Origin of the sequence: Methylococcus sp. EFPC2, assembly GCF_016925495.1 — a bacterium.
Classification (GTDB): Bacteria; Pseudomonadota; Gammaproteobacteria; order Methylococcales; family Methylococcaceae; genus EFPC2.
In genome coordinates, this window is record NZ_CP070491.1 from 3,575,742 (window position 1) to 3,594,227 (window position 18,486).

General features: G+C 62.5%; 14 protein-coding genes. 11 read left to right on the top strand and 3 right to left on the bottom strand.

The window, feature by feature from the left end; translation table 11 throughout:
* The first annotated feature begins 2 nt into the window (after positions 1-2).
* The 4 genes from JWZ97_RS15270 to JWZ97_RS15285 all read left to right on the top strand — a co-directional run bounded on the left by JWZ97_RS15270 (position 3) and on the right by JWZ97_RS15285 (position 4,818).
* Entirely contained in the window at positions 3-524 is a 522-nt protein-coding gene (locus JWZ97_RS15270; protein WP_205430970.1) for a sigma-70 family RNA polymerase sigma factor, read from the top strand.
* Positions 525-620: 96 nt separating this feature from the next.
* Positions 621-1,613 (top strand): FecR family protein, encoded by a 993-nt coding sequence (locus JWZ97_RS15275; protein WP_205430971.1) that lies wholly within the window; start codon positions 621-623, stop codon positions 1,611-1,613.
* A 189-nt stretch (positions 1,614-1,802) separates the two neighbouring features.
* Positions 1,803-4,181: a TonB-dependent receptor gene (locus JWZ97_RS15280; RefSeq protein ID WP_205430972.1), complete on the top strand. Its 2,379-nt coding sequence runs from the start codon at positions 1,803-1,805 to the stop codon at positions 4,179-4,181.
* A 28-nt stretch (positions 4,182-4,209) separates the two neighbouring features.
* Entirely contained in the window at positions 4,210-4,818 is a 609-nt protein-coding gene (locus tag JWZ97_RS15285) for a PepSY-associated TM helix domain-containing protein (RefSeq protein WP_205430973.1), read from the top strand.
* Here JWZ97_RS15285 and JWZ97_RS15290 read toward each other — a convergent pair.
* The gene (locus JWZ97_RS15290) at positions 4,766-5,257 is read right to left on the bottom strand and encodes a hypothetical protein (RefSeq protein WP_205430975.1); all 492 of its coding nucleotides are present in this window, start codon (positions 5,255-5,257) and stop codon (positions 4,766-4,768) included. The genes JWZ97_RS15285 and JWZ97_RS15290 overlap by 53 nt on opposite strands.
* A 231-nt stretch (positions 5,258-5,488) precedes the next feature.
* Positions 5,489-6,610 carry a tetratricopeptide repeat protein gene (locus tag JWZ97_RS15295; RefSeq protein ID WP_205430977.1) on the bottom strand — a complete coding sequence of 374 codons (1,122 nt, stop codon included), beginning with the start codon at positions 6,608-6,610 and terminating at the stop codon, positions 5,489-5,491.
* A gap of 191 nt (positions 6,611-6,801) precedes the next feature.
* Between JWZ97_RS15295 and rimO the strand changes: the two genes are divergently transcribed.
* The 7 genes from rimO to JWZ97_RS15330 all read left to right on the top strand — a co-directional run bounded on the left by rimO (position 6,802) and on the right by JWZ97_RS15330 (position 17,042).
* Entirely contained in the window at positions 6,802-8,112 is a 1,311-nt protein-coding gene (gene rimO / locus JWZ97_RS15300; protein WP_205430979.1) for a 30S ribosomal protein S12 methylthiotransferase RimO, read from the top strand.
* A complete protein-coding gene (coaBC, locus tag JWZ97_RS15305; RefSeq protein ID WP_205430981.1) occupies positions 8,094-9,335 on the top strand; it encodes a bifunctional phosphopantothenoylcysteine decarboxylase/phosphopantothenate--cysteine ligase CoaBC in 1,242 nt (413 codons plus the stop codon). Before rimO ends, coaBC begins: the two co-directional genes overlap by 19 nt.
* Entirely contained in the window at positions 9,304-9,759 is a 456-nt protein-coding gene (gene dut / locus JWZ97_RS15310; protein WP_205430983.1) for a dUTP diphosphatase, read from the top strand. The genes coaBC and dut overlap by 32 nt, the downstream gene beginning before the upstream one ends.
* A gap of 133 nt (positions 9,760-9,892) precedes the next feature.
* Positions 9,893-12,307, top strand: coding sequence for a phosphomannomutase/phosphoglucomutase (locus JWZ97_RS20260; RefSeq protein WP_305799064.1), 2,415 nt, complete (start codon positions 9,893-9,895; stop codon positions 12,305-12,307).
* A gap of 69 nt (positions 12,308-12,376) precedes the next feature.
* Positions 12,377-13,285: an acetylglutamate kinase gene (gene argB / locus JWZ97_RS15320; RefSeq protein ID WP_240342370.1), complete on the top strand. Its 909-nt coding sequence runs from the start codon at positions 12,377-12,379 to the stop codon at positions 13,283-13,285.
* Positions 13,286-13,332: 47 nt separating this feature from the next.
* Positions 13,333-14,238, top strand: a complete 906-nt coding sequence (locus tag JWZ97_RS15325; RefSeq protein WP_205430985.1) for a phosphate/phosphite/phosphonate ABC transporter substrate-binding protein — start codon at positions 13,333-13,335, stop codon at positions 14,236-14,238.
* Positions 14,235-17,042, top strand: coding sequence for an EAL domain-containing protein (locus tag JWZ97_RS15330; RefSeq protein WP_205430987.1), 2,808 nt, complete (start codon positions 14,235-14,237; stop codon positions 17,040-17,042). The genes JWZ97_RS15325 and JWZ97_RS15330 overlap by 4 nt, the downstream gene beginning before the upstream one ends.
* Positions 17,043-17,102: 60 nt before the next feature.
* On the opposite strand, the gene rho is transcribed toward JWZ97_RS15330, so the two are convergent.
* Positions 17,103-18,362: a transcription termination factor Rho gene (gene rho / locus JWZ97_RS15335; protein ID WP_205430989.1), complete on the bottom strand. Its 1,260-nt coding sequence runs from the start codon at positions 18,360-18,362 to the stop codon at positions 17,103-17,105.
* Positions 18,363-18,486 lie beyond the last annotated feature (124 nt).

Consider the following 18,486-nt stretch of genomic DNA (forward strand, 5'->3'; position numbering starts at 1 on the left):
CCATGCTCGAATTGACCGCCGTCGACATCGCCGATTTGATGCACAAGCATCGTCGGGAATTGTTGCACTTTCTGTCGCAGCGGATCCGTTGCACCGAGGCCGCCCAGGACATATTTCAGGAAACCTTCATCCGCTACGCCGGCTACGGCGCCAAAAGCCGGGTGGATAACCCGCGGGCTTTCATGTTCCGGATTGCCGCCAATCTCGCGACGGACTATCTGCGCAGCCAAGGCCGCCGCGCGGTCCGGGAAATCGATCCCATCTCCGAGGAAGACGAGGAAGCCGGCGATCGGTCATCGCTATCGGCCGAGCGAGCCGCGATGTCGCAGCAACAAGTGGAACAATTGATAGCCGCGCTGGACGAGTTGCCGCCCAAATGCCGGGAGGTGTTCGTGCTGTTGAAACTCCGGTATTGCAGCTATGCGGAGGTCGAGCAAAGGCTGGGCATCTCGCAAGCCATGATATTCAGGTATCTCACCCAGGCCATGCGGCATTGCCGGCAGAAAATCGGCGAAATCGCTTGACCCGGCTATCGTCTCGGGCGGCGTCCGGGCGCACCCGCAGCCTCGTCCGGCTCTAGCCTTATAATCCGGCCAAATGACCGTGGCTGCTTCTAAGAAATGAACCCAACCATCCCGCCGCTTCCGCAAGGTAGCCCAGAGGAACAAGCCGAATACTGGTCCGCCCTGCGCGAATCGCCGTTTTACGACGCGCAACAAGAACGCCTGCTGCAGGCTTGGCTGGCGGCCAGCCAGGAGAATCGTGAGGCCTGGCGACAAGCGCAACGCTTCCTGCACCAGATCGCCGACCTGCATCCAGCGCAAATCGACACGGTCGAACGCCGGCTAGGATTTGCAGCCAATACCGGAAACCCAGTGCGCGCCGGTCGGCAGACGCCGGGCCGGGCCACCTGGCCGCTGGCGCTGGCCGCTAGTCTGGTGCTGGCATTGTGCCTGCAGTGGGTATTCGAGGCGGGCTATTTCGCCGACTACCGCACCGCCACCGGCGAGCAGCGCAGTTTGCGACTGGCCGACGGCTCTCAGGTCATACTCAACACCGGCTCGGCGCTGTCGGTCGATTTTTCCGGCCGGCGACGCCTCGTCCATTTGTATCGCGGCGAGGCGTACTTCAAAGTCGCCGCCGATGCGGACCGGCCCTTTACGGTGGCCAGCTCCGGCGGGCGGGTAACCGCCCTGGGCACCGCATTCGACGTCAGGCAATTGCCCGACGAAATGGCGGTCACGGTCTACGAACACGCCGTCAGCGTGGCATTCGCCGACGGCACGTCGGTGGAGCGCCTGGAAGCGGGCCGGCGCATCGTGTCCGCCGGCGCAAACATCGGCTTGCCGGAAAAAGCCGATCTCAAGCGGGCTTCCGCCTGGCACGAGGGGCGCCTGGTCTTCAAGGACCAGCCCTTGCGCGCGGTGGTCGCGGACTTGAACCGCTATCGTCCGGGAAAAATCTTCATCGCCGGCACCGAACTGGCCGAACATTGGGTGACCGGCGTGTTCGAAACCGCCGATACGGAAGCCTCATTGGCCGTCATCGTGAAATCCTTGTCGGTCGCCGAACTGCGCCTGACCGACAAGCTGGTGATCCTGCGCAGGAATTAAACCGTCGCGAGCCGTATCGTCGGCGCTGGATCACCGCTGCGCCCAGTCCGCACGCGCGAAAATATTTTCGCCCGCCGGTTATAAAACCCGTCGTCACCGTCGTCTTTGCATACGAACACCCGCGGATGCGACGACGGAATCACGCCCTTCGCCGTCCGCCCATCGTCGTATTCAACGTCAGGAGGCGAAATGAGCCAGCGTTTTTCCCTATTCAATCCGTACTGTCTAACCGTCGTCGCCACCCTGAGCGCAAGCCCTTGGTGCATCGCCGAATCCGAAATCAGCTTCGACATTCCGGCCCAACCCCTGGCCGATGCCTTGCTGCAATTTTCGGAAACGAGCGGCATCAAGGTGTTTTTCAGCTCGCAATTGACCGACAAGCTGCGCGGCAATGCGGTACAAGGGCGCTATCTGCCGCACCTAGCCCTGCAAAAGCTGTTGGCCGGCACCGGCGTCGTCGCCAAGAGCACGGCCGACGGCACGATCACCCTGGATCGGGGCAAGGCCGCGGTCGTTCCGCCGGAAAGCGCGGTGTTGGGCAAGGTCACCGTGACCGGCAAGGCAGAGTACGACGATACCGATCCCTACAATCCCGACTACAACCGTCCAAACGCATCCACCGCCACCAAGACCGATACGCCTATCATGGAGACGCCGTTTTCCGTACAGGTGGTCCCGAAACAGGTGTTGGACGATCAACAAGCGGTCAGAGTCGAGAAGGCCCTGCAAAACGTGAGCGGGGTGACGCCATCGAACGCCAATGGCGGCGGGCAGGACGCCTATGTCATCCGCGGATTCTTCACCCAGACGATTTATCGCGACGGGGTACAGATCCCCGACCTTCAGAGCGGTCCCACCACCAAACGCGAGACCGCCAACGTAGAGCGGGTCGAGGTGCTCAAGGGGCCTGGCTCCCTGCTGTTCGGCCGCGCCGAACCCGGCGGCATCATCAACCTGGTCACCAAGCAGCCTTTGACCATACCGTTCTACTCGCTACAGCAGCAGTTCGGTTCGTTCGATTTTTATCGCACCACGGTCGATGCCACCGGCCCCGTGACCAAGGACGATACGCTGTTGTACCGCTTCAACCTGGCCTACGAAAACGCCGGTTCGTTCCGCGATTTTCACGACGGCAACGAGCGGATCTTCTTCGCTCCGGTGCTGACCTGGAACATAAGCCCGCGGACGAAGGCGACGCTGGAGTATGAGTTCCAGCACGTGGACGAGAGGCTCGATAACGGCGTTCCTCCTTTAGGCAACCGTCCCGCGCCGGTTCCGCGGGAACGCAGCATTCAGGACGCGGTGCTCAATCGCAACGTGATCGACCGCAATTACCTCGGTTTCCACTGGTCGCATGCATTCAATGAGCAATGGACCCTGAGCCAGCGTTTCGGCATGGACCTCATCGATCAACCCGTCTTGGCGGGTTCCTACGTCGGCAGCGAGCTGAGTCCGGACGGTACCTTTGTGAGACCGTTCTATTCGTATCCGTCCAAGTCGGACCGCTACTACACCAGCCTGAACTTGACCGGCAAATTCTCTACCTGGGATCTGAAACACACCTTGTTGATCGGCGGCGACTACTATCGGATGGACGACCGTGTGGACGGGCATGACATCGACGGCCCGGATTTCAATGTTTTCAATCCGGTCTACCTGACGCAGGCGCCGCAATTCGGTCCGACCACCTATCCGGTAAACCTCACGACATCCTGGCATGGCGTCTATTTTCAGGATCAGATTGAACTGCCGTATCACGTTTTTGCGCTGGGCGGTTTCCGCTACGACAGTGCGGATATCCACGACAACTTATCCAATACCAGGACCAACGGCGACACGCGGGTGAGTCCACGCGGGGGACTGGTCTGGCGCCCCATCCCTGAACTCTCGCTGTACGGCAGCTACACGGAGAATTTCGGTGCTTCCAACGGTATCGACGCCGACGGCCAAGGCTTGCCGCCACAGACGGCCCAGCAATGGGAAACCGGAATCAAGACCGAGCTTTGGGGCGGGCGCCTGACCGGCACACTGGCTTATTTCGATCTGATCAAACAGCATCTTACCGTTGCGGATCCGGCCAACCCCGTGCGCTCGCGGGCCATCGGCGAGGCGGAAAGCCGTGGCTTGGAGTTCGACTTGGCCGGCGAGATCCTGCCTGGCTGGCGTTTGATCGGCTCTTATTCCTACCTGCCTTTCGCCAAGATCACCGACGACGGAGCGGGCGCCAAGGAGGGCAACCGCCTGTTTTTGGCGCCGCGCAATGCAGGCAGCCTGTGGAGTACCTACGAGTTTCAGTACGGCGAGCTGAGGGGACTCAAATTCGGGGCGGGCCTACGTGCCGTGGGGCAGAGGGAAGGTAATCCGGAGAACAGCTTCGAACTTCCGGGTTACACCACGGTTAACCTCATGGCCAGCTACGGGATCAACGTGGGGCCATCCAAGGTCTTGCTACAGCTCAATGTCGACAATCTCATCGACAAGAACTATTTCCTCAACACCAACAGCGGCAGTCACATCCTGCCGGGTGCCCCGCGCACCTTCCTCGGATCGGTCCGGGTCGACTTCTGAGGCTGGCTGAAATGGACATGGATGTGAGGTGTCCCCCCATCGCATCAATTTCGATCTACACCGCGCGGGCGGCCTGTGGCTTTGGGTGCTGCTGCTGATTTTCGCCTGGTCTAGCGTGTACATGAACCTCGGTGCGGTGTACACGACCGTTACCCGCCTTGCTTTTGATTACCGCAATCCCTGGACGGACCTGCCCCTGCGAGAAAAACCCCTGGAGCAAGCCGCCCTCAACTGGCGCGTAGCGGAAAGCGTCGGCAGGGAGCTCATGGCCCGCGCGGGCGCGGCACAGGGTTTCAGTGTCGAGAGCCCCGTTTCCTTCCGGATCGACCGTGCCCACGGCGTCTACATCTACCACGTGCACAGCAGCCTCGATTTCCAGGATCGCTACGGTGAAACCCGGCTGTTTTTCGACGCCGATACCGGCGAACGGCGACTGCTCAGCCTGCCCAGCGGCCAGTACGCGGGCAATACGGTGACCGCCTGGCTGTTCGCCCTGCACAAGGCGAATGTGTTCGGACTGTCTTATCGCATCCTGGTCTGCCTGCTGGGCGTCGCTATCGTCATGCTGTCCGTCACCGGCGTCATCATCTGGCTGCGTAAGCGCCAGGCGCGCCGGCATAGGCGGCGGAGCTTATGAAACCCGCGAGCAGCAGCCACTTGATGGTCGCGATCACGCCCGCGATCAAGTAGAGGTCTGGCAGGATAGGGGTGGCGCCGGAAATAAAGTAGAGATGGAGCGTGTTTTCAGCGGCATCCATGGCCGCAGCGGCAGGCATGATCCAAGCGAGCAGGGAACTCGCAAAGGCATGGAATCGCAGGAATAGGGATGTACGGCGCGACAGCAGATAGCCGAACAGCCCGTAGCATGCAAGAAAGGGGAAGTCGAAGGCGAAATGCATCCTGAAGCGCGCCATTCCGTCAGGTCCCCATTGCGCGAGTACGGAATCGAAACCGGCCTGGTCGAAGGTGAACTGTATGGCCGGAATGCTGGGCTTAAGAGGCGCCGCTTGGATCGCCATGCCGATGAAAACCAGAGCGGTAAGCATGCCGACTGGCCGGAGCAGATAACGCGACATCAGGATGGACTCCTTGCTGTACAAGTTGGCGGAATGGAGCGAGGCATAGGAATCAGCGCTTCATGCGCCGGCATAACCGTCCACGGAATTAACGTTGTCACTTCCGTTGCGGCGCGACCGTATCTCCATCCCCCACGTTTTTGTCGGCCGCTTGAGATTCGCTCCCCTTTTCCCATTGGCCTACCGCGCTGACCCATCACGAGGCCGTATACCCTCAACAGCCCCGCATCTCTACTGCCGGCCCGCCGAGTCGTCCAGGCGTGCGAGTTGGGCCAGATAGGCCTTGCGCTCCGACGGCGTCGGACTGTTTTCTATCGCGAGGTTCAGGTGCTTGCGCGCATCGTCGGTGTTGCCCAGGCCGGCATAGGCGGCGGCGAGCCAGAAATGGAATTCGTGGTAATAAGGGTCGCGCGCTATCTCCTTGCCGAACAGGTCTTTGGCAGTATGGAAATCCTTTTTTTCCATGGCCGCCATCCCCAGGTCGAAAAAATGAAACGGCGGATAGGGCCGCAGTTGTTCGATTTTTTGCTGGAGCGCGCGGGCTTCTTCGTGACGGCCCAGTTCGGCCAGGGTGATGGCCAGATTCGTCATGGGCTGGATATTGTCGGGTTCCTGTTCGAGCGCATAGGCGAACACCCGCTCGGCGATCTCGGGATGCCCGTGGCGCCGATATATCACGCCCAACGTGTTATAGGCGGTGAGAAACTTCGCATCCTGGCCGATAGCCGCCCGCGCCCACCAATAGGCATCGTCGATCCGTCCGTCGGTGATGGCCTCGGTCGCCCGGTTGTTCATGAACATGGCCACCACCGTTTCCTCCCTGAGCGCCTGGCGGCGCTGGCTGAGTATTTCCTCCGGCGGAACGAAGTCTATGGTCATCAGCTTGCCCTCGGCCAGGGCGATGTTGACATGCCAATCCGCGAAATACAGATCGTCGCTTCGGCTCCAGAAAACTTCGCCGAGTACCTTCTGATACTGGACCGGTAACCCGATTGCCCTTGCGAACGCCCCGGTCATGATGACCAGCGACAGGCAATTGCCGCTGCGCGCCGCGAAGGCTTCGGCGGCGTTGCGGGTGTAGGTGGCATCGTAATCGAGCTTGAGTTGCCGGCGGTCGTAAAGCGCTTCGTATAGCCCGAGTTGCCGGCCCTTGGTGCGCAGTTGTTCGGCAACCTCGGTGTCGAGAAAGCGCTTCATGTCATCGCTGAGCGCGAAGACGTCCTCGGCCTCGATCGACTCGGTGGGCGGCGCGAAAAGCGGGTCGCGAAACAACGATTCGGTCCGACGGATTTCCGGACCGCGCGCGCAGGCGGTCAGCAACACGACGCAAACCATCATCCCTAGCCTATACATTCCGACCTCCTGTTGCGGCAGCGAACCTCTAGCACGGCTGGGGAGAGCCGTTTTCCGGGCTAGAGTCCGGTTGCTGAATGTTGCGCCGCCGGAATGGCCGTGACAACTGCTCGCCTTCCCGTAACGGCATGAACCCGCCCTGGGTTTCGAGTAACATAGCCGGCCTTTTCTTAAATCTTTACAATTTCTACATGGCAACACCCCGCATCGGCTTCATCAGCCTGGGCTGTCCGAAGGCTTTGGTCGACAGCGAACGCATCCTCACCCAACTCCGTTCCGAGGGCTACGACCTGGTGCCCACTTACCGCGACGCCGATCTGGTGGTCGTCAACACCTGCGGCTTCATCGACGCGGCGGTGGAAGAATCGCTGGATGCGATCGGCGAGGCCCTGGCCGAGAACGGCAAGGTCATCGTCACCGGCTGCCTGGGCGCAAGGGAAGCCGAGATCCGCAGCCGTCATCCCCAGGTGCTCAAGATCACAGGCGCCCATGCCTATGAGGAAGTGGTCGGCGCGGTGCACGAGCATCTGCCGCCGCGTCACGATCCTTTCGTCGATCTCACGCCGCCGCAAGGCATCAAGCTCACGCCCCAGCATTACGCCTATCTGAAGATTTCCGAGGGCTGCAACCACCGCTGCACCTTTTGCATCATTCCCTCGCTGCGGGGCGACCTGGTCAGCCGGCCGATCGGCGAAGTGATGACCGAGGCCGAACGGCTGGTGAACGCCGGGGTGAAGGAATTGCTGGTCGTCTCGCAGGACACCAGCGCCTACGGGGTCGATCTGAAATACGGGACCAGCTTCTGGGGTGGTCGGCCGCTCAAGACCCGCTTCTATGATCTCGCCCGCGCGCTGGGCGAACTGGACGTGTGGGTGCGGCTGCATTACGTCTACCCCTATCCGCATGTCGACGAGGTCATCCCGCTGATGACCGAGGGCAAGGTGCTGCCCTACCTGGACATTCCCTTTCAGCATTCGTCGAGCCGCATCCTCAAGCTGATGAAGCGGCCGGCCAGTGCCGAGAACACCCTGGAGCGTATCCAGGCCTGGCGCCGCGAGTGCCCGGAACTGATCCTGCGCTCCACCTTCATCGTCGGCTTCCCCGGCGAGACCGAAGCCGAGTTCGAGGAATTGCTGGATTTCCTCGACGAGGCCCAGCTCGACCGCGTCGGCTGCTTCGCCTATTCGCCGGTCCAGGGCGCCGTCGCCAACGAACTGCCCGGCGCCGTGCCGGAAGAGATCAAACAGGAACGGCTGGCCCGCTTCATGGAACGCCAGCAGGGCATCAGCGCCGAGCGCTTGCAGGCACGGGTGGGCTGGCGCGAGCATGTGCTGGTCGACGAAGTGGTCGAGGAAGGCGCGGTGGCCCGCAGCTATGCCGATGCACCGGACATCGACGGCCAGGTCTTCATCGATGGCGCGACCGATCTGGAAGTCGGCGAGTTCGTCGAGGTCGAGATCGAGGAAGCCGACGAACACGACCTATGGGCGCATCGGGTCTGAGCATGTCGGCGCTGAACGGAAAGCACATTCTGCTGGGCGTCACCGGTGGCATCGCCGCCTACAAGGCCGCCGAACTGACCCGCCAGCTCAAGTCGCGCGGCGCCGAGATGCGGGTGGTGATGACCGAAGCGGCGCAGGCCTTCGTCGCGCCGCTGACCTTCCAGGCGCTGTCCGGCAATCCGGTGGCGACCCATCTGCTGGACCCGGTCGAGGAATCGGCCATGGGCCACATCGCATTGGCACGCTGGGCCGAGCTCGTCTTAATTGCCCCGGCAACCGCGGATTTCATCGCCCGGCTGCGGGCCGGCCTGGCCGGCGACCTGCTGTCTGCCCTGTGTCTGGCGAGCGAGGCGCCGCTGATCCTCGCGCCCGCGATGAACCGCGCGATGTGGGCCAACCCGGCGACCCAGGACAATGTACGTGTTTTGCGCGAGCGCGGCATCCGTTTGCTGGGGCCGGAGGAAGGCGAACAGGCCTGCGGTGAAACCGGGCCGGGCCGCATGCTGGAGCCGGTCGAATTGTGCGAGGCGCTCGAGGGCTCGTTCGGCGATGGCTCGCTGGCCGGCCTGAGCGTGCTGATCACCGCGGGCCCGACCCGCGAGCCGCTGGATGCCGTCCGTTATTTGAGCAACCGCAGTTCCGGCAAGATGGGCTATGCCTTGGCGCGCGCCGCGGCGGACGCCGGTGCCCGTGTCACACTAATTTCAGGGCCGGTCGCCCTGATGCCTCCGCCCGGCGTCGAATTCGTGGCCGTGGAAACCGCCGCCGAGATGCACGTAGCCGTGTTATCGCGAGTGCATGAGTCCGACATTTACATCGGCGCGGCGGCGGTGGCCGATTACCGGCCCGCCGAGGTCGCCCAGGCCAAGATCAAGAAGACGGCCGCCAGCCTGAACCTGGAACTGACGCGCACCGAAGACATCCTCGCCGCCGTGGCCGGGCTCAGCCCCAGGCCGTTCACCGTGGGCTTCGCCGCGGAGACCGACAGGCTGGAGGACTACGCCCGCGGCAAGCTGGCCGCCAAGAACCTGGACATGATCGCCGCCAACTGGGTCGGGCGCCCGCAAGGCGGCTTCGACCGCGACGAAAACTCGTTGCACGTCTTCTGGCCGGACGGCGAACGGGAACTGCCGCTGGCCGATAAAAGCCGCATCGCCATCCAACTGATAGAACTCATAGCCGAACGATTCCATGCGCAAGATACAACTGAAAATCCTCGATAAGCGATTAGGCGGGGAGATTCCGCTTCCGCACTACGCGACCCCCGGCTCGGCCGGCCTGGACTTGCGCGCCTGCCTGGACGACACCCTGACCCTGGCGCCGGGCGAAACCCAGCTCATCCCCACCGGCCTGGCGATCCACATCGACGATCCGCATCTGGCGGCGGTGCTGCTGCCGCGCTCGGGGCTGGGACACAAGCACGGCATCGTGCTGGGCAATCTGGTCGGGCTGATCGATTCGGACTACCAGGGCCAGGTCTTCGTTTCATGCTGGAACCGCGGCAGCGAGCCTTACGAGATCCACGTCGGCGAGCGCATCGCCCAGATGGTTTTCGTGCCGGTGGCGCAGGTGGCATTCGAGCAGGTCGAGGAATTCAGCGAGAGCCAGCGCGCTGAAGGCGGTTTCGGGCATTCCGGGCGGCGTTAGCCGCGTGGTTTATCCTCGATCATCGGCTTGTGTTACCGTGTGGCGACTCGTAACGTCATCCCGGATCGGCCCTACGCGACACGTGTGCTCAAGGAGCAGTCATTTACCATGAATTCGGACGAGCGGATTTGCAATGAGCCTTAGGAAATTGATGGCTGTCCTGGTGTTGGCCGCGCTGGGGTTGTTGGCGGCATCGGGGGCGGCACAATACTGGATCGCCCATACGGCGCTGGAGCAACGCCAAAAGGACGATGCGCGGCTGGCGGCCGAGAGTGCCGCGCAGGCTCTCGGCCAGCTGGCAGATTATCTGGGCCGCACGCTCGACGGCCTGGCGCGCGAGCCGAGGCTGACAAACGTGCTCGCGTCCGGCGATGCGACCGCCATTCAGGCCGAGCAGGCGCGGCTGGCAGCGGTGATTCCCGGCGCGCTGCTCGTTCGCCTGTTGCCGGATGCGAATCTCACGCCCGACGAAAGCCAGACACCGGCCATGAGTTTCGCCGACCTGGAAATGGTGCGCCTGGCATATCAGGCCAGTCCCCAGGCGGCGCTGCACGGCGCCAACACGCCGCACGCCCATATCGCCCTGGCGCGCAAGCTCGCGGCGGGCGGCGGGGCGATACTCGCCAGCCTGTCGCCCAATCTGTTGCAACAGGCCCTGGCCGGAAAATCCGCCGCCGGCGCGCTGGAACTAAGGCAGGATACGCTACCCCTGGCCTACCAGGGCGATTCCGAGTTGAAATCGACGGAACCGGCCGGCGAGCTGCCCGTTTCCGGCTCGCCCTGGAAAATCGTTTATTGGTCTTCCGAAAGTGCGGCGTGGGGTTTGGCATGGCTTATCCTGCCGCTTTTGCTGGCCGGCGCGGCCCTGGCGGCCCTGGCCGGATTCGCACTCCGGCGGTTGGAGCGCGCGTTTGCCGCGGACGTGGAGGCTCAGGTCAAGCTGGTCTCCGACCTGATGAGCGGCAAGACCCTGGGTAATTACCCCTTGACGATCGCCGATCATCACGCCTTCGTTCGACGTATCGCCGAACTGAAAAGGATGGGGGTCGAGGCGCCGGCCGCCGCGAATAAAAAGAAGCCGGCTCCTGTCAGCCGCGCCGAAAGTGCCGACAATGCCTTCCTCAGTCCGGGGTCGCGGCAGCAAGGACGGATAGACGTGGAGGAAGCGGCACCGGCCAAGCTTCCTGCTTCCATCTTCCGCGCCTATGACATCCGCGGCGTGGTGGGCCAGACCCTCACCCCCGACATCGTGCTGGCCCTGGGCAGGGCTATCGGCAGCGAGGCCCATTTCCGCGGCGAGCAGCGGGTGGCCGTCGCACGCGACGGCCGCCTGTCCAGTCCGGATCTCGCCAAGGCGCTGATCGAAGGGCTCAAATCCACCGGCCGCACCGTCATCGATATCGGCTTGGTTCCTACGCCTTTGCTCTATTTCGCCACCGAGGTGCTCAACAGCAAGTCCGGCGTGATGCTTACCGGAAGTCACAATCCGGCCGATTACAACGGCCTGAAAATCGTGATCGCGGGGCAGACGCTGTCCGGGGACGACATCCAGAAGTTGCGCCGGCGCGCGGAGACAGGCGATTTCGTGTCGGGTGCCGGCAAGGTGGAGAACCGGGATCTGATCGCGGACTATACCGAAACGGTGGTCCAGGACATGCAGATCGGCCGGCCGCTGAAGGTCGTGATCGACTGCGGCAACGGCGTGGCCGCCAAGGTCGCACCGGCCTTGCTGAGGGCGCTGGAGTGCGAGCTGGTCGAGCTGTATTGCGAGGTCGACGGCCACTTCCCCCACCATCATCCCGATCCGAGCAAGCCGGAGAATTTGCAGGCCCTGATCGATACCGTGCGGCGTGAAAAAGCGGATCTCGGCCTGGCATTCGACGGCGACGGCGACCGGCTCGGCGTGGTCGACTCCAGCGGCAAGATCATCTGGCCCGACCGGCAGATGATGGTGTATGCCGCCGACGTGTTGTGCCGCCAGCCGGGCGCCGACATCATCTTCGACGTCAAGTGCAGCCGTCACCTGGCGACCCAGATCGTCAAGTCCGGCGGGCGCCCCTTGATGTGGAAGACCGGCCATTCGCTGATCAAGGCCAAGATGAAGGAAACCGGCGCCATGCTGGCCGGCGAGATGAGCGGCCACATCTTCTTCAAGGAACGCTGGTACGGCTTCGACGACGGCATCTATGCGGCCGCCCGCCTGATCGAGATACTCTCGGGCGACCCGCGCAACAGCGCCGAGGTGTTCGCCGAACTGCCCGACGCGGTCAACACGCCGGAGCTGACTATCGGTCTGCAGGAAGGCGAAAATTTCCGCTTCGTCGAGCGTCTGAAGGAACTGGCCGAGTTCCCTGAGGCGCGTGTCACCGACATCGACGGCCTGCGCGTGGACTTCATGAACGGCTGGGGCCTGGTGCGCGCCTCCAACACCACGCCCTCCCTGGTCGTGCGCTTCGAGGCGGAATCGCCGCAAGCCCTGGCGCGCATCCAGGGACAGTTCGGCGAGTTGATGAAACGGGTGAAACCGGATATCGCCCTGCCGTTCTAACGCATTTTCGATGGGCACGGCTAGCGGCTGTGCCCATCCTACCCACACACCGACGATTTCAATACGCCTGTGAAAATCCAAGCCTCCATAGAAAACCGTTCCGCCGGCGAGATCGCCCATGTCCTCACCGAAGCCCTGCCCTATATCCGCCGCTTCAAGGGCAAGACCCTGGTGGTCAAGTACGGCGGCAACGCCATGACCGACGAACGCCTGAAAAGCAGCTTCGCCCGTGACATCGTCCTGCTCAAGCTGGTGGGCATCAATCCCGTCGTCGTACACGGCGGCGGCCCGCAGATCGGCCAGTTGTTGCAACGCCTGGGCAAGACCAGCGAATTCGTCCAGGGCATGCGGGTGACCGACGCCGAGACCATGGACGTGGTGGAGATGGTGCTGGGCGGCCTGGTCAACAAGGAGATCGTCAACCTTATCAACCAGCACGGTGGAAAAGCTGTAGGTTTGACCGGCAAGGACGGCGACCTGGTGCGGGCGCGCAAGATCACCGTCACGCAGCGCTCGCCGGAAACCGACCAGCCCGAGATCATAGACCTGGGCCACGTGGGCGAGGTGGAAAGCATAGAACCGGCCGTGGTCGACATGCTGGTGCACGGCGATTTCATTCCGGTGGTGGCGCCCATCGGTGTGGGCGAGGACGGTCGTTCCTACAACATCAACGCCGATCTGGTCGCCGGCAAGCTGGCGGAGGTGCTGAAGGCGGAGAAGCTGATCCTGTTGACCAACACCTTGGGGATACTGGACAAGCAGGGAGAACTGCTGACCGGCTTGTCGCTCACCGACGTGGACGACCTGATCGCGGACGGAACGATTTCAGGCGGCATGATACCCAAGACCCGCTGCGCCACGGATGCGCTCAAGGGCGGGGTCAACAGCGTGCACATCATAGACGGGCGGGTCGACCATGCCGTGTTGCTCGAGCTGTTCACCGACCAGGGCATCGGTACCCTGTTGTTGCGCCGCTAGGTAAGGGCGCGGGGAGGAAAGCGGGGGCGGCCGCTATACTGTCCGCCATGAGCCGCATACTCTTTTGGCTCCTGATCTTGCTGGGGCTAGGCGCCTGTCAGGCGGGTCGACAAGATCAGGAATACCTGCCCCATTACACGAAAGCGCCGCCCGGCGGCGAGCGGGAATATGTATTTGGCGTGCACCCCTTGCACAACCCCGAACGTCTGTACGAGATGTTCGGCCCCATCATGGACTACCTCGCCGAGCGTATTCCGGGCTCGCATTTTCGACTCGAGGCCTCGCGCAACTACGCCGCGTTCGAGGAAAAGCTGTACGGACGCGAATTCGATTTCGCCCTGCCCAACCCCTATCAGACCGTTCTCGCCCTGAGTCACGGCTACCGCGTGTTCGGCAAGATGGCTGACGACGAGAATTTTCGCGGCATCATACTGCTGCGTAAGGACAGCCCGGTGAAAGCCGTGGCCGATTTGAAAGGCAAGGCGGTCAGTTTTCCCGCCCCCACCGCACTGGCGGCCACCCTCCTGCCGCAATTTTTTCTGCATACCCACGGCCTGGACGTCAGCCGGGACATCGAATTGCGTTATGTCGGCTCGCAGGAGTCGTCCATCATGAATGTCTATCTCGGCAACGTCGCGGCGGGAGCCACCTGGCCTCCGCCGTGGCGCGCTTACATCCGGGAGCACCCCGAAGTGGGCGCTGCGGTTCGGGTCATGTGGGAGACGGAGTCTTTGCCCAACAACAGCCTGATGGCGCGGGACGACATACCTCAGGATCTCGTCGCGACGGTTAAGGGGCTGTTGGTGGAAATGCACGGAACCGAGCAGGGAAGGCTTAATCTGGAACGCATGGCCTTGAGCCGTTTCGAGTCGGCCGATGGTGACACTTACGTCCCGGTACGTGAGTTTCTGGACCGCTTCGAGCGGGCCGTGCGGCCGTTGGGGCGGCCATGAAAGGACGCACGTTCCAGCGTTTGAAGCGGCTGTTCGGTCTGTCGGTGCGCCGCCAGCTCATGTTGGGTATCGTCACGGTTCATGCCGTGTCGATGTCTCTGTTCGTGGCGGGCCTGGTGGAACACGAGAGGAATTTTCTCGTCGAGCAGAGCGTGGCCCAGGTACGGGGATTGGCGCAAACCCTGGCGACTAACAGCGCGTCCTGGGTTTTGGCCAATGATGTCTCCGGCTTGCAGGAAGTGCTGATCGCGCAAACCCATGTGCCCTATCTGCGTTACGCCATGTTGTTGTCGCCGCAAGGACGGGTGATCGGCCATAGCGAGGCGCGCTTCACCGGCTTGTACGTCGACGATCCCGTCAGCCTGCGTCTGCTCTCCGCTCCGCCGGTCAGTCAGGTTCTGCTGCACGATCCCGCCATGCTGGATATCGCCGAGCCGGTTTTCGCCAATGGGAAGTTGATCGCCTGGGCGCGGGTGGGCGTCAGTCAGGCGCCGATCGCGCGGGGCCTGGTCGAGATCACGCAACGCGGCATGGTGTACGCCGCCGTGGCCATCGCAATTGGCGCGCTATTCGCCTGGTTCATGGCTGGCGGGCTCACCGCCTCGCTGACCGAACTTTCGAAAGTAGCGGCCCTGGTGAGCAAGGGACAGTCCGATAAACGCGTCCGTATACGGCGGAACGACGAGCTGGGCGCCGTGGGGGAGGCTTTCAATCGCATGCTGGATACCCTGCACGAGCAGGCGGCGGCGAGAGAGGCGATGCAAAGACAGCTGGCGCGCAGCATGGCCGAATTCGAAGCCATGTTTCATGCCATCCCGGATGCCGCCATCGTCGCCGATCCCGACAGCCGCATCGTCCTGGTCAATCCGGCCACGAGCCGGCTCTTCGGGTACGACGTCGACGAACTGACCGGCTCGCCCTGTTTACGCATTTATTCGAGTCAGCAAGCTTATCTCTCGGTTACGGCCGGCCCCGTGTTCTGTGTCGAGGTCGAATATCGCCGCAAGGATGGCTCCCAATTCCGCGGCCAATTATCGCGCGCCCCGGTGCTCGGCCACGAGGGTGAACACATCGGCTTCATTTCCCTGATACGCGACGTCAGCCGGCAGAAAGAGGCCGAGCTGCAGTTGCAACTCGCCGCTCAGGTTTTCGAGAGCAGTCGCGAGGGCATCATGATCACCGATGCCGGGCAGGCCATCGTCATGGTGAACCGGGCCTTTCGCGAAATCACCGGTTACGCCCGCGACGAGGTGGTCGGCCGGAACCCGAGCATGCTTTCCTCGGGCCTGCATGACCAGTCGTTCTACCAGGTACTTTGGCAAGCCGTCCGAGAAAAAGGTCATTGGCAGGGCGAAATCTGGAACCGTCGGCGCACCGGAGAGATTTATCCGGAGTGGCTGTCGATCAGCGCGGTCAAGAACGATGCGGATGAAGTCATCAATTACGTCGGCTTGTTTTCCGACATCTCCGAGCGCAAGGCCGCGGCCGAGCACATCGAGTTCATGGCCACCCATGATGCGCTCACCGGGCTGCCGAACCGGATGTTGCTGCGCGACCGCATCTACTCGGCCGTCACTCAGGCACGCCGCAGCAAGAGCCCGGTGGCAGTCCTGTTCGTCGACCTGGATCGGTTCAAATACATCAACGACACCTTAGGCCATCAGGCCGGCGACGACGTATTGGTCGAGGTGGCGAAGCGGTTGAGAAAATGCGTGCGTGAGGGCGACACGGTTTCCCGCCAGGGTGGCGACGAGTTCGTGGTCGTGTTGAGCCGTTTGGGCGCAGCCCGCGATGCCCGCGGCGTCGCCCAGAAGATCCTCGACGCCATGCGGCAGAATTTTCACGTTCAGCAGCAGGACGTCGCCGTGAGTCCGAGCATAGGCATCAGCCTTTATCCGCAGGACGGCGACGATGGCGAGCGGCTGATCATGAACGCCGACGCGGCCATGTATCACGCGAAAAAGCTGGGACGCAACAACTACCAGTTCTACACGCGGGAGATCAGCGCCCAGGCCCTCCAGCGGCTGTCGCTGGAATCCGAGCTGAGCCAGGCCTTGGAGCGCGGGGAATTGCTTCTGCATTATCAACCGCAAATCGACTTCGAAGACGGACGCATCGTGGGTCTTGAAGCGCTGTTGCGCTGGCGGCATCCGGAGCAGGGCATGATCGCGCCGGACGCGTTTATCCGGCAGGCCGAGGAAGGCAGACAGCTGGTCCCGTTAGGCGCCTGGGTCCTGGGTGAGGCCTGCCGTCAGAACAAGGCCTGGCTGGACGCGGGAATCGCAACCGTGCCCGTGGCGGTCAACATTATCCCCGCGCAGTTCCACCATCCCGACTTTCTTTCCATGCTGACAGGGGTGATTCAGTCCAGCGGCCTCCCCGAATCTCTGCTCGAACTCGAAGTGGCCGAATCGGCCCTGATGGATGAACACAGCGGAAAAGAGGAGGTGGGCCTGCTACGACACATCACGCAGTTGGGCATACGTCTGTCGATAGACGACTTCGGTACCGGCTACTCGTCCCTGGCCTATCTCAAGCGCCTGCCCGTGGACAAGCTGAAAATCGGCCGCTCGTTTGTACGCGACTTGTTTGGCGATGCCGAAGACGCGGCGATCGTCACCGCCATCATCGAACTCGCCCATGGCCTGCGCCTGACGACCTTGGCCGAAGGCGTGGACACACGGGAGCAATACGATCGTTTGAAGGCGCTCGGCTGCAATCAGCTCCAAGGCCTGCTGGTTTGTCCCCCCTTGTCCGCCGACGAATTCCGGCAGTGGCTGATCAGGGGGCGCATCTCCATCTGAATATCCCGACGCGGGGAGCGTGGGGGTGGCGGCCCGGCGCATGCCGGGCCGCCACGATCATTACGATCGTTTCATGGAGTCGAAGAATTCGGCGTTGGTCTTGCTGTCCTTGAGCTTGCCGAGCAGGAATTCGCTGGCCGCCATCTCGTCCATGGGCTGGAGGATCTTGCGCAGGATCCAGCTCTTCTGCAGTTCGTCGGCCGGCACCAGGTATTCCTCGCGGCGGGTGCCCGAGCGGTTGATGTTGATGGCCGGGTAGATGCGCCGTTCGGCGATCTTGCGCTCCAGGTGGAGCTCCATGTTGCCGGTGCCCTTGAACTCTTCGTAGATCACCTCGTCCATGCGCGAGCCGGTGTCGACCAGGGCGGTGGCGATGATGGTCAGGCTGCCGCCTTCCTCGATGTTGCGCGCCGCGCCGAAGAAGCGCTTGGGCCGTTCCAGCGCGTTGGCGTCGACACCGCCCGTGAGGATCTTGCCGGAGGCCGGCACCACGGTGTTGTAGGCGCGCGCCAGGCGGGTGACGGAGTCGAGCAGGATCACCACGTCACGCTTGTGCTCGACCAGGCGCTTGGCCTTCTCGATCACCATCTCTGCCACCTGCACGTGCCGCGCCGGTGGCTCGTCGAAAGTGGACGACAATACTTCGCCCCGCACGCTGCGCTGCATCTCGGTGACTTCTTCCGGGCGCTCGTCGATCAGCAGCACGATCAGATAACACTCGGGATTCTTCTCGGCGATGGAATGGGCCAGATTCTGCATGATCATGGTCTTGCCGGCCTTGGGCGGCGAGACGATCAGGCCGCGCTGGCCCTTACCGATGGGGGCGACCAGATCGACGACGCGGGCAGTCAGATCTTCGGTGGTGCCGTTGCCCAGTTCGAGCTTGAAGCGTTGGGTGGGGAAGAGGGGGGTGAGATTGGAGAAGAGGATCTTGTGCTTGGCGTTTTCCGGCGGCTCGTAATTGATCTGTTCCACCTTGAGCATCGCGAAATAGCGTTCGCTTTCCTTGGGGGGGCGGATTTTGCCGGAAATGGTGTCGCCCGTGCGCAAATTGAAACGCCGGATCTGGCTGGGGGAGACGTAGATGTCGTCCGGACCGGCCAGAAACGAGGTGTCTGGACTGCGCAGGAAGCCGAAGCCGTCCGAGAGGATTTCCAGCACGCCGTCTCCGTAGATGTCCTCTCCGCCTTTGGCCTGTTTTTTCAGGATGGCGAAGATGAGGTCCTGTTTCTTGGTGCGGGCGAAGCCCTCGATTTCAAGCGACTCTGCGATGTCTATGAGTTCGGCTACGGGTTTGCGTTTGAGATCGGTGAGATTCATGAAGATGTTCTGAGAGATGCGGACGGATGAAAAACTGGGCCTGGCTCGGAGGCGCCTCGAAGCGGGGGATCGAGGTGGGATTCGGAAGGAATGGCCGGAACCGGCGCGGGCTGTTGAGAGAGGG

Bases quoted from the DNA above. Each gene is read 5' to 3' on its own strand.
- JWZ97_RS15270 (WP_205430970.1), top strand. From the start codon at position 3: ATGCTCGAATTGACCGCCGTCGACATCGCCGATTTGATGCACAAGCAT.
- JWZ97_RS15275 (WP_205430971.1), top strand. From the start codon at position 621: ATGAACCCAACCATCCCGCCGCTTCCGCAAGGTAGCCCAGAGGAACAA.
- JWZ97_RS15280 (WP_205430972.1), top strand. From the start codon at position 1,803: ATGAGCCAGCGTTTTTCCCTATTCAATCCGTACTGTCTAACCGTCGTC.
- JWZ97_RS15290 (WP_205430975.1), bottom strand. From the start codon at position 5,257: ATGTCGCGTTATCTGCTCCGGCCAGTCGGCATGCTTACCGCTCTGGTT.
- JWZ97_RS15295 (WP_205430977.1), bottom strand. From the start codon at position 6,610: ATGTATAGGCTAGGGATGATGGTTTGCGTCGTGTTGCTGACCGCCTGC.
- rimO (WP_205430979.1), top strand. From the start codon at position 6,802: ATGGCAACACCCCGCATCGGCTTCATCAGCCTGGGCTGTCCGAAGGCT.
- coaBC (WP_205430981.1), top strand. From the start codon at position 8,094: ATGGGCGCATCGGGTCTGAGCATGTCGGCGCTGAACGGAAAGCACATT.
- dut (WP_205430983.1), top strand. From the start codon at position 9,304: ATGCGCAAGATACAACTGAAAATCCTCGATAAGCGATTAGGCGGGGAG.
- JWZ97_RS20260 (WP_305799064.1), top strand. From the start codon at position 9,893: ATGAGCCTTAGGAAATTGATGGCTGTCCTGGTGTTGGCCGCGCTGGGG.
- JWZ97_RS15325 (WP_205430985.1), top strand. From the start codon at position 13,333: ATGAGCCGCATACTCTTTTGGCTCCTGATCTTGCTGGGGCTAGGCGCC.
- JWZ97_RS15330 (WP_205430987.1), top strand. From the start codon at position 14,235: ATGAAAGGACGCACGTTCCAGCGTTTGAAGCGGCTGTTCGGTCTGTCG.
- rho (WP_205430989.1), bottom strand. From the start codon at position 18,362: ATGAATCTCACCGATCTCAAACGCAAACCCGTAGCCGAACTCATAGAC.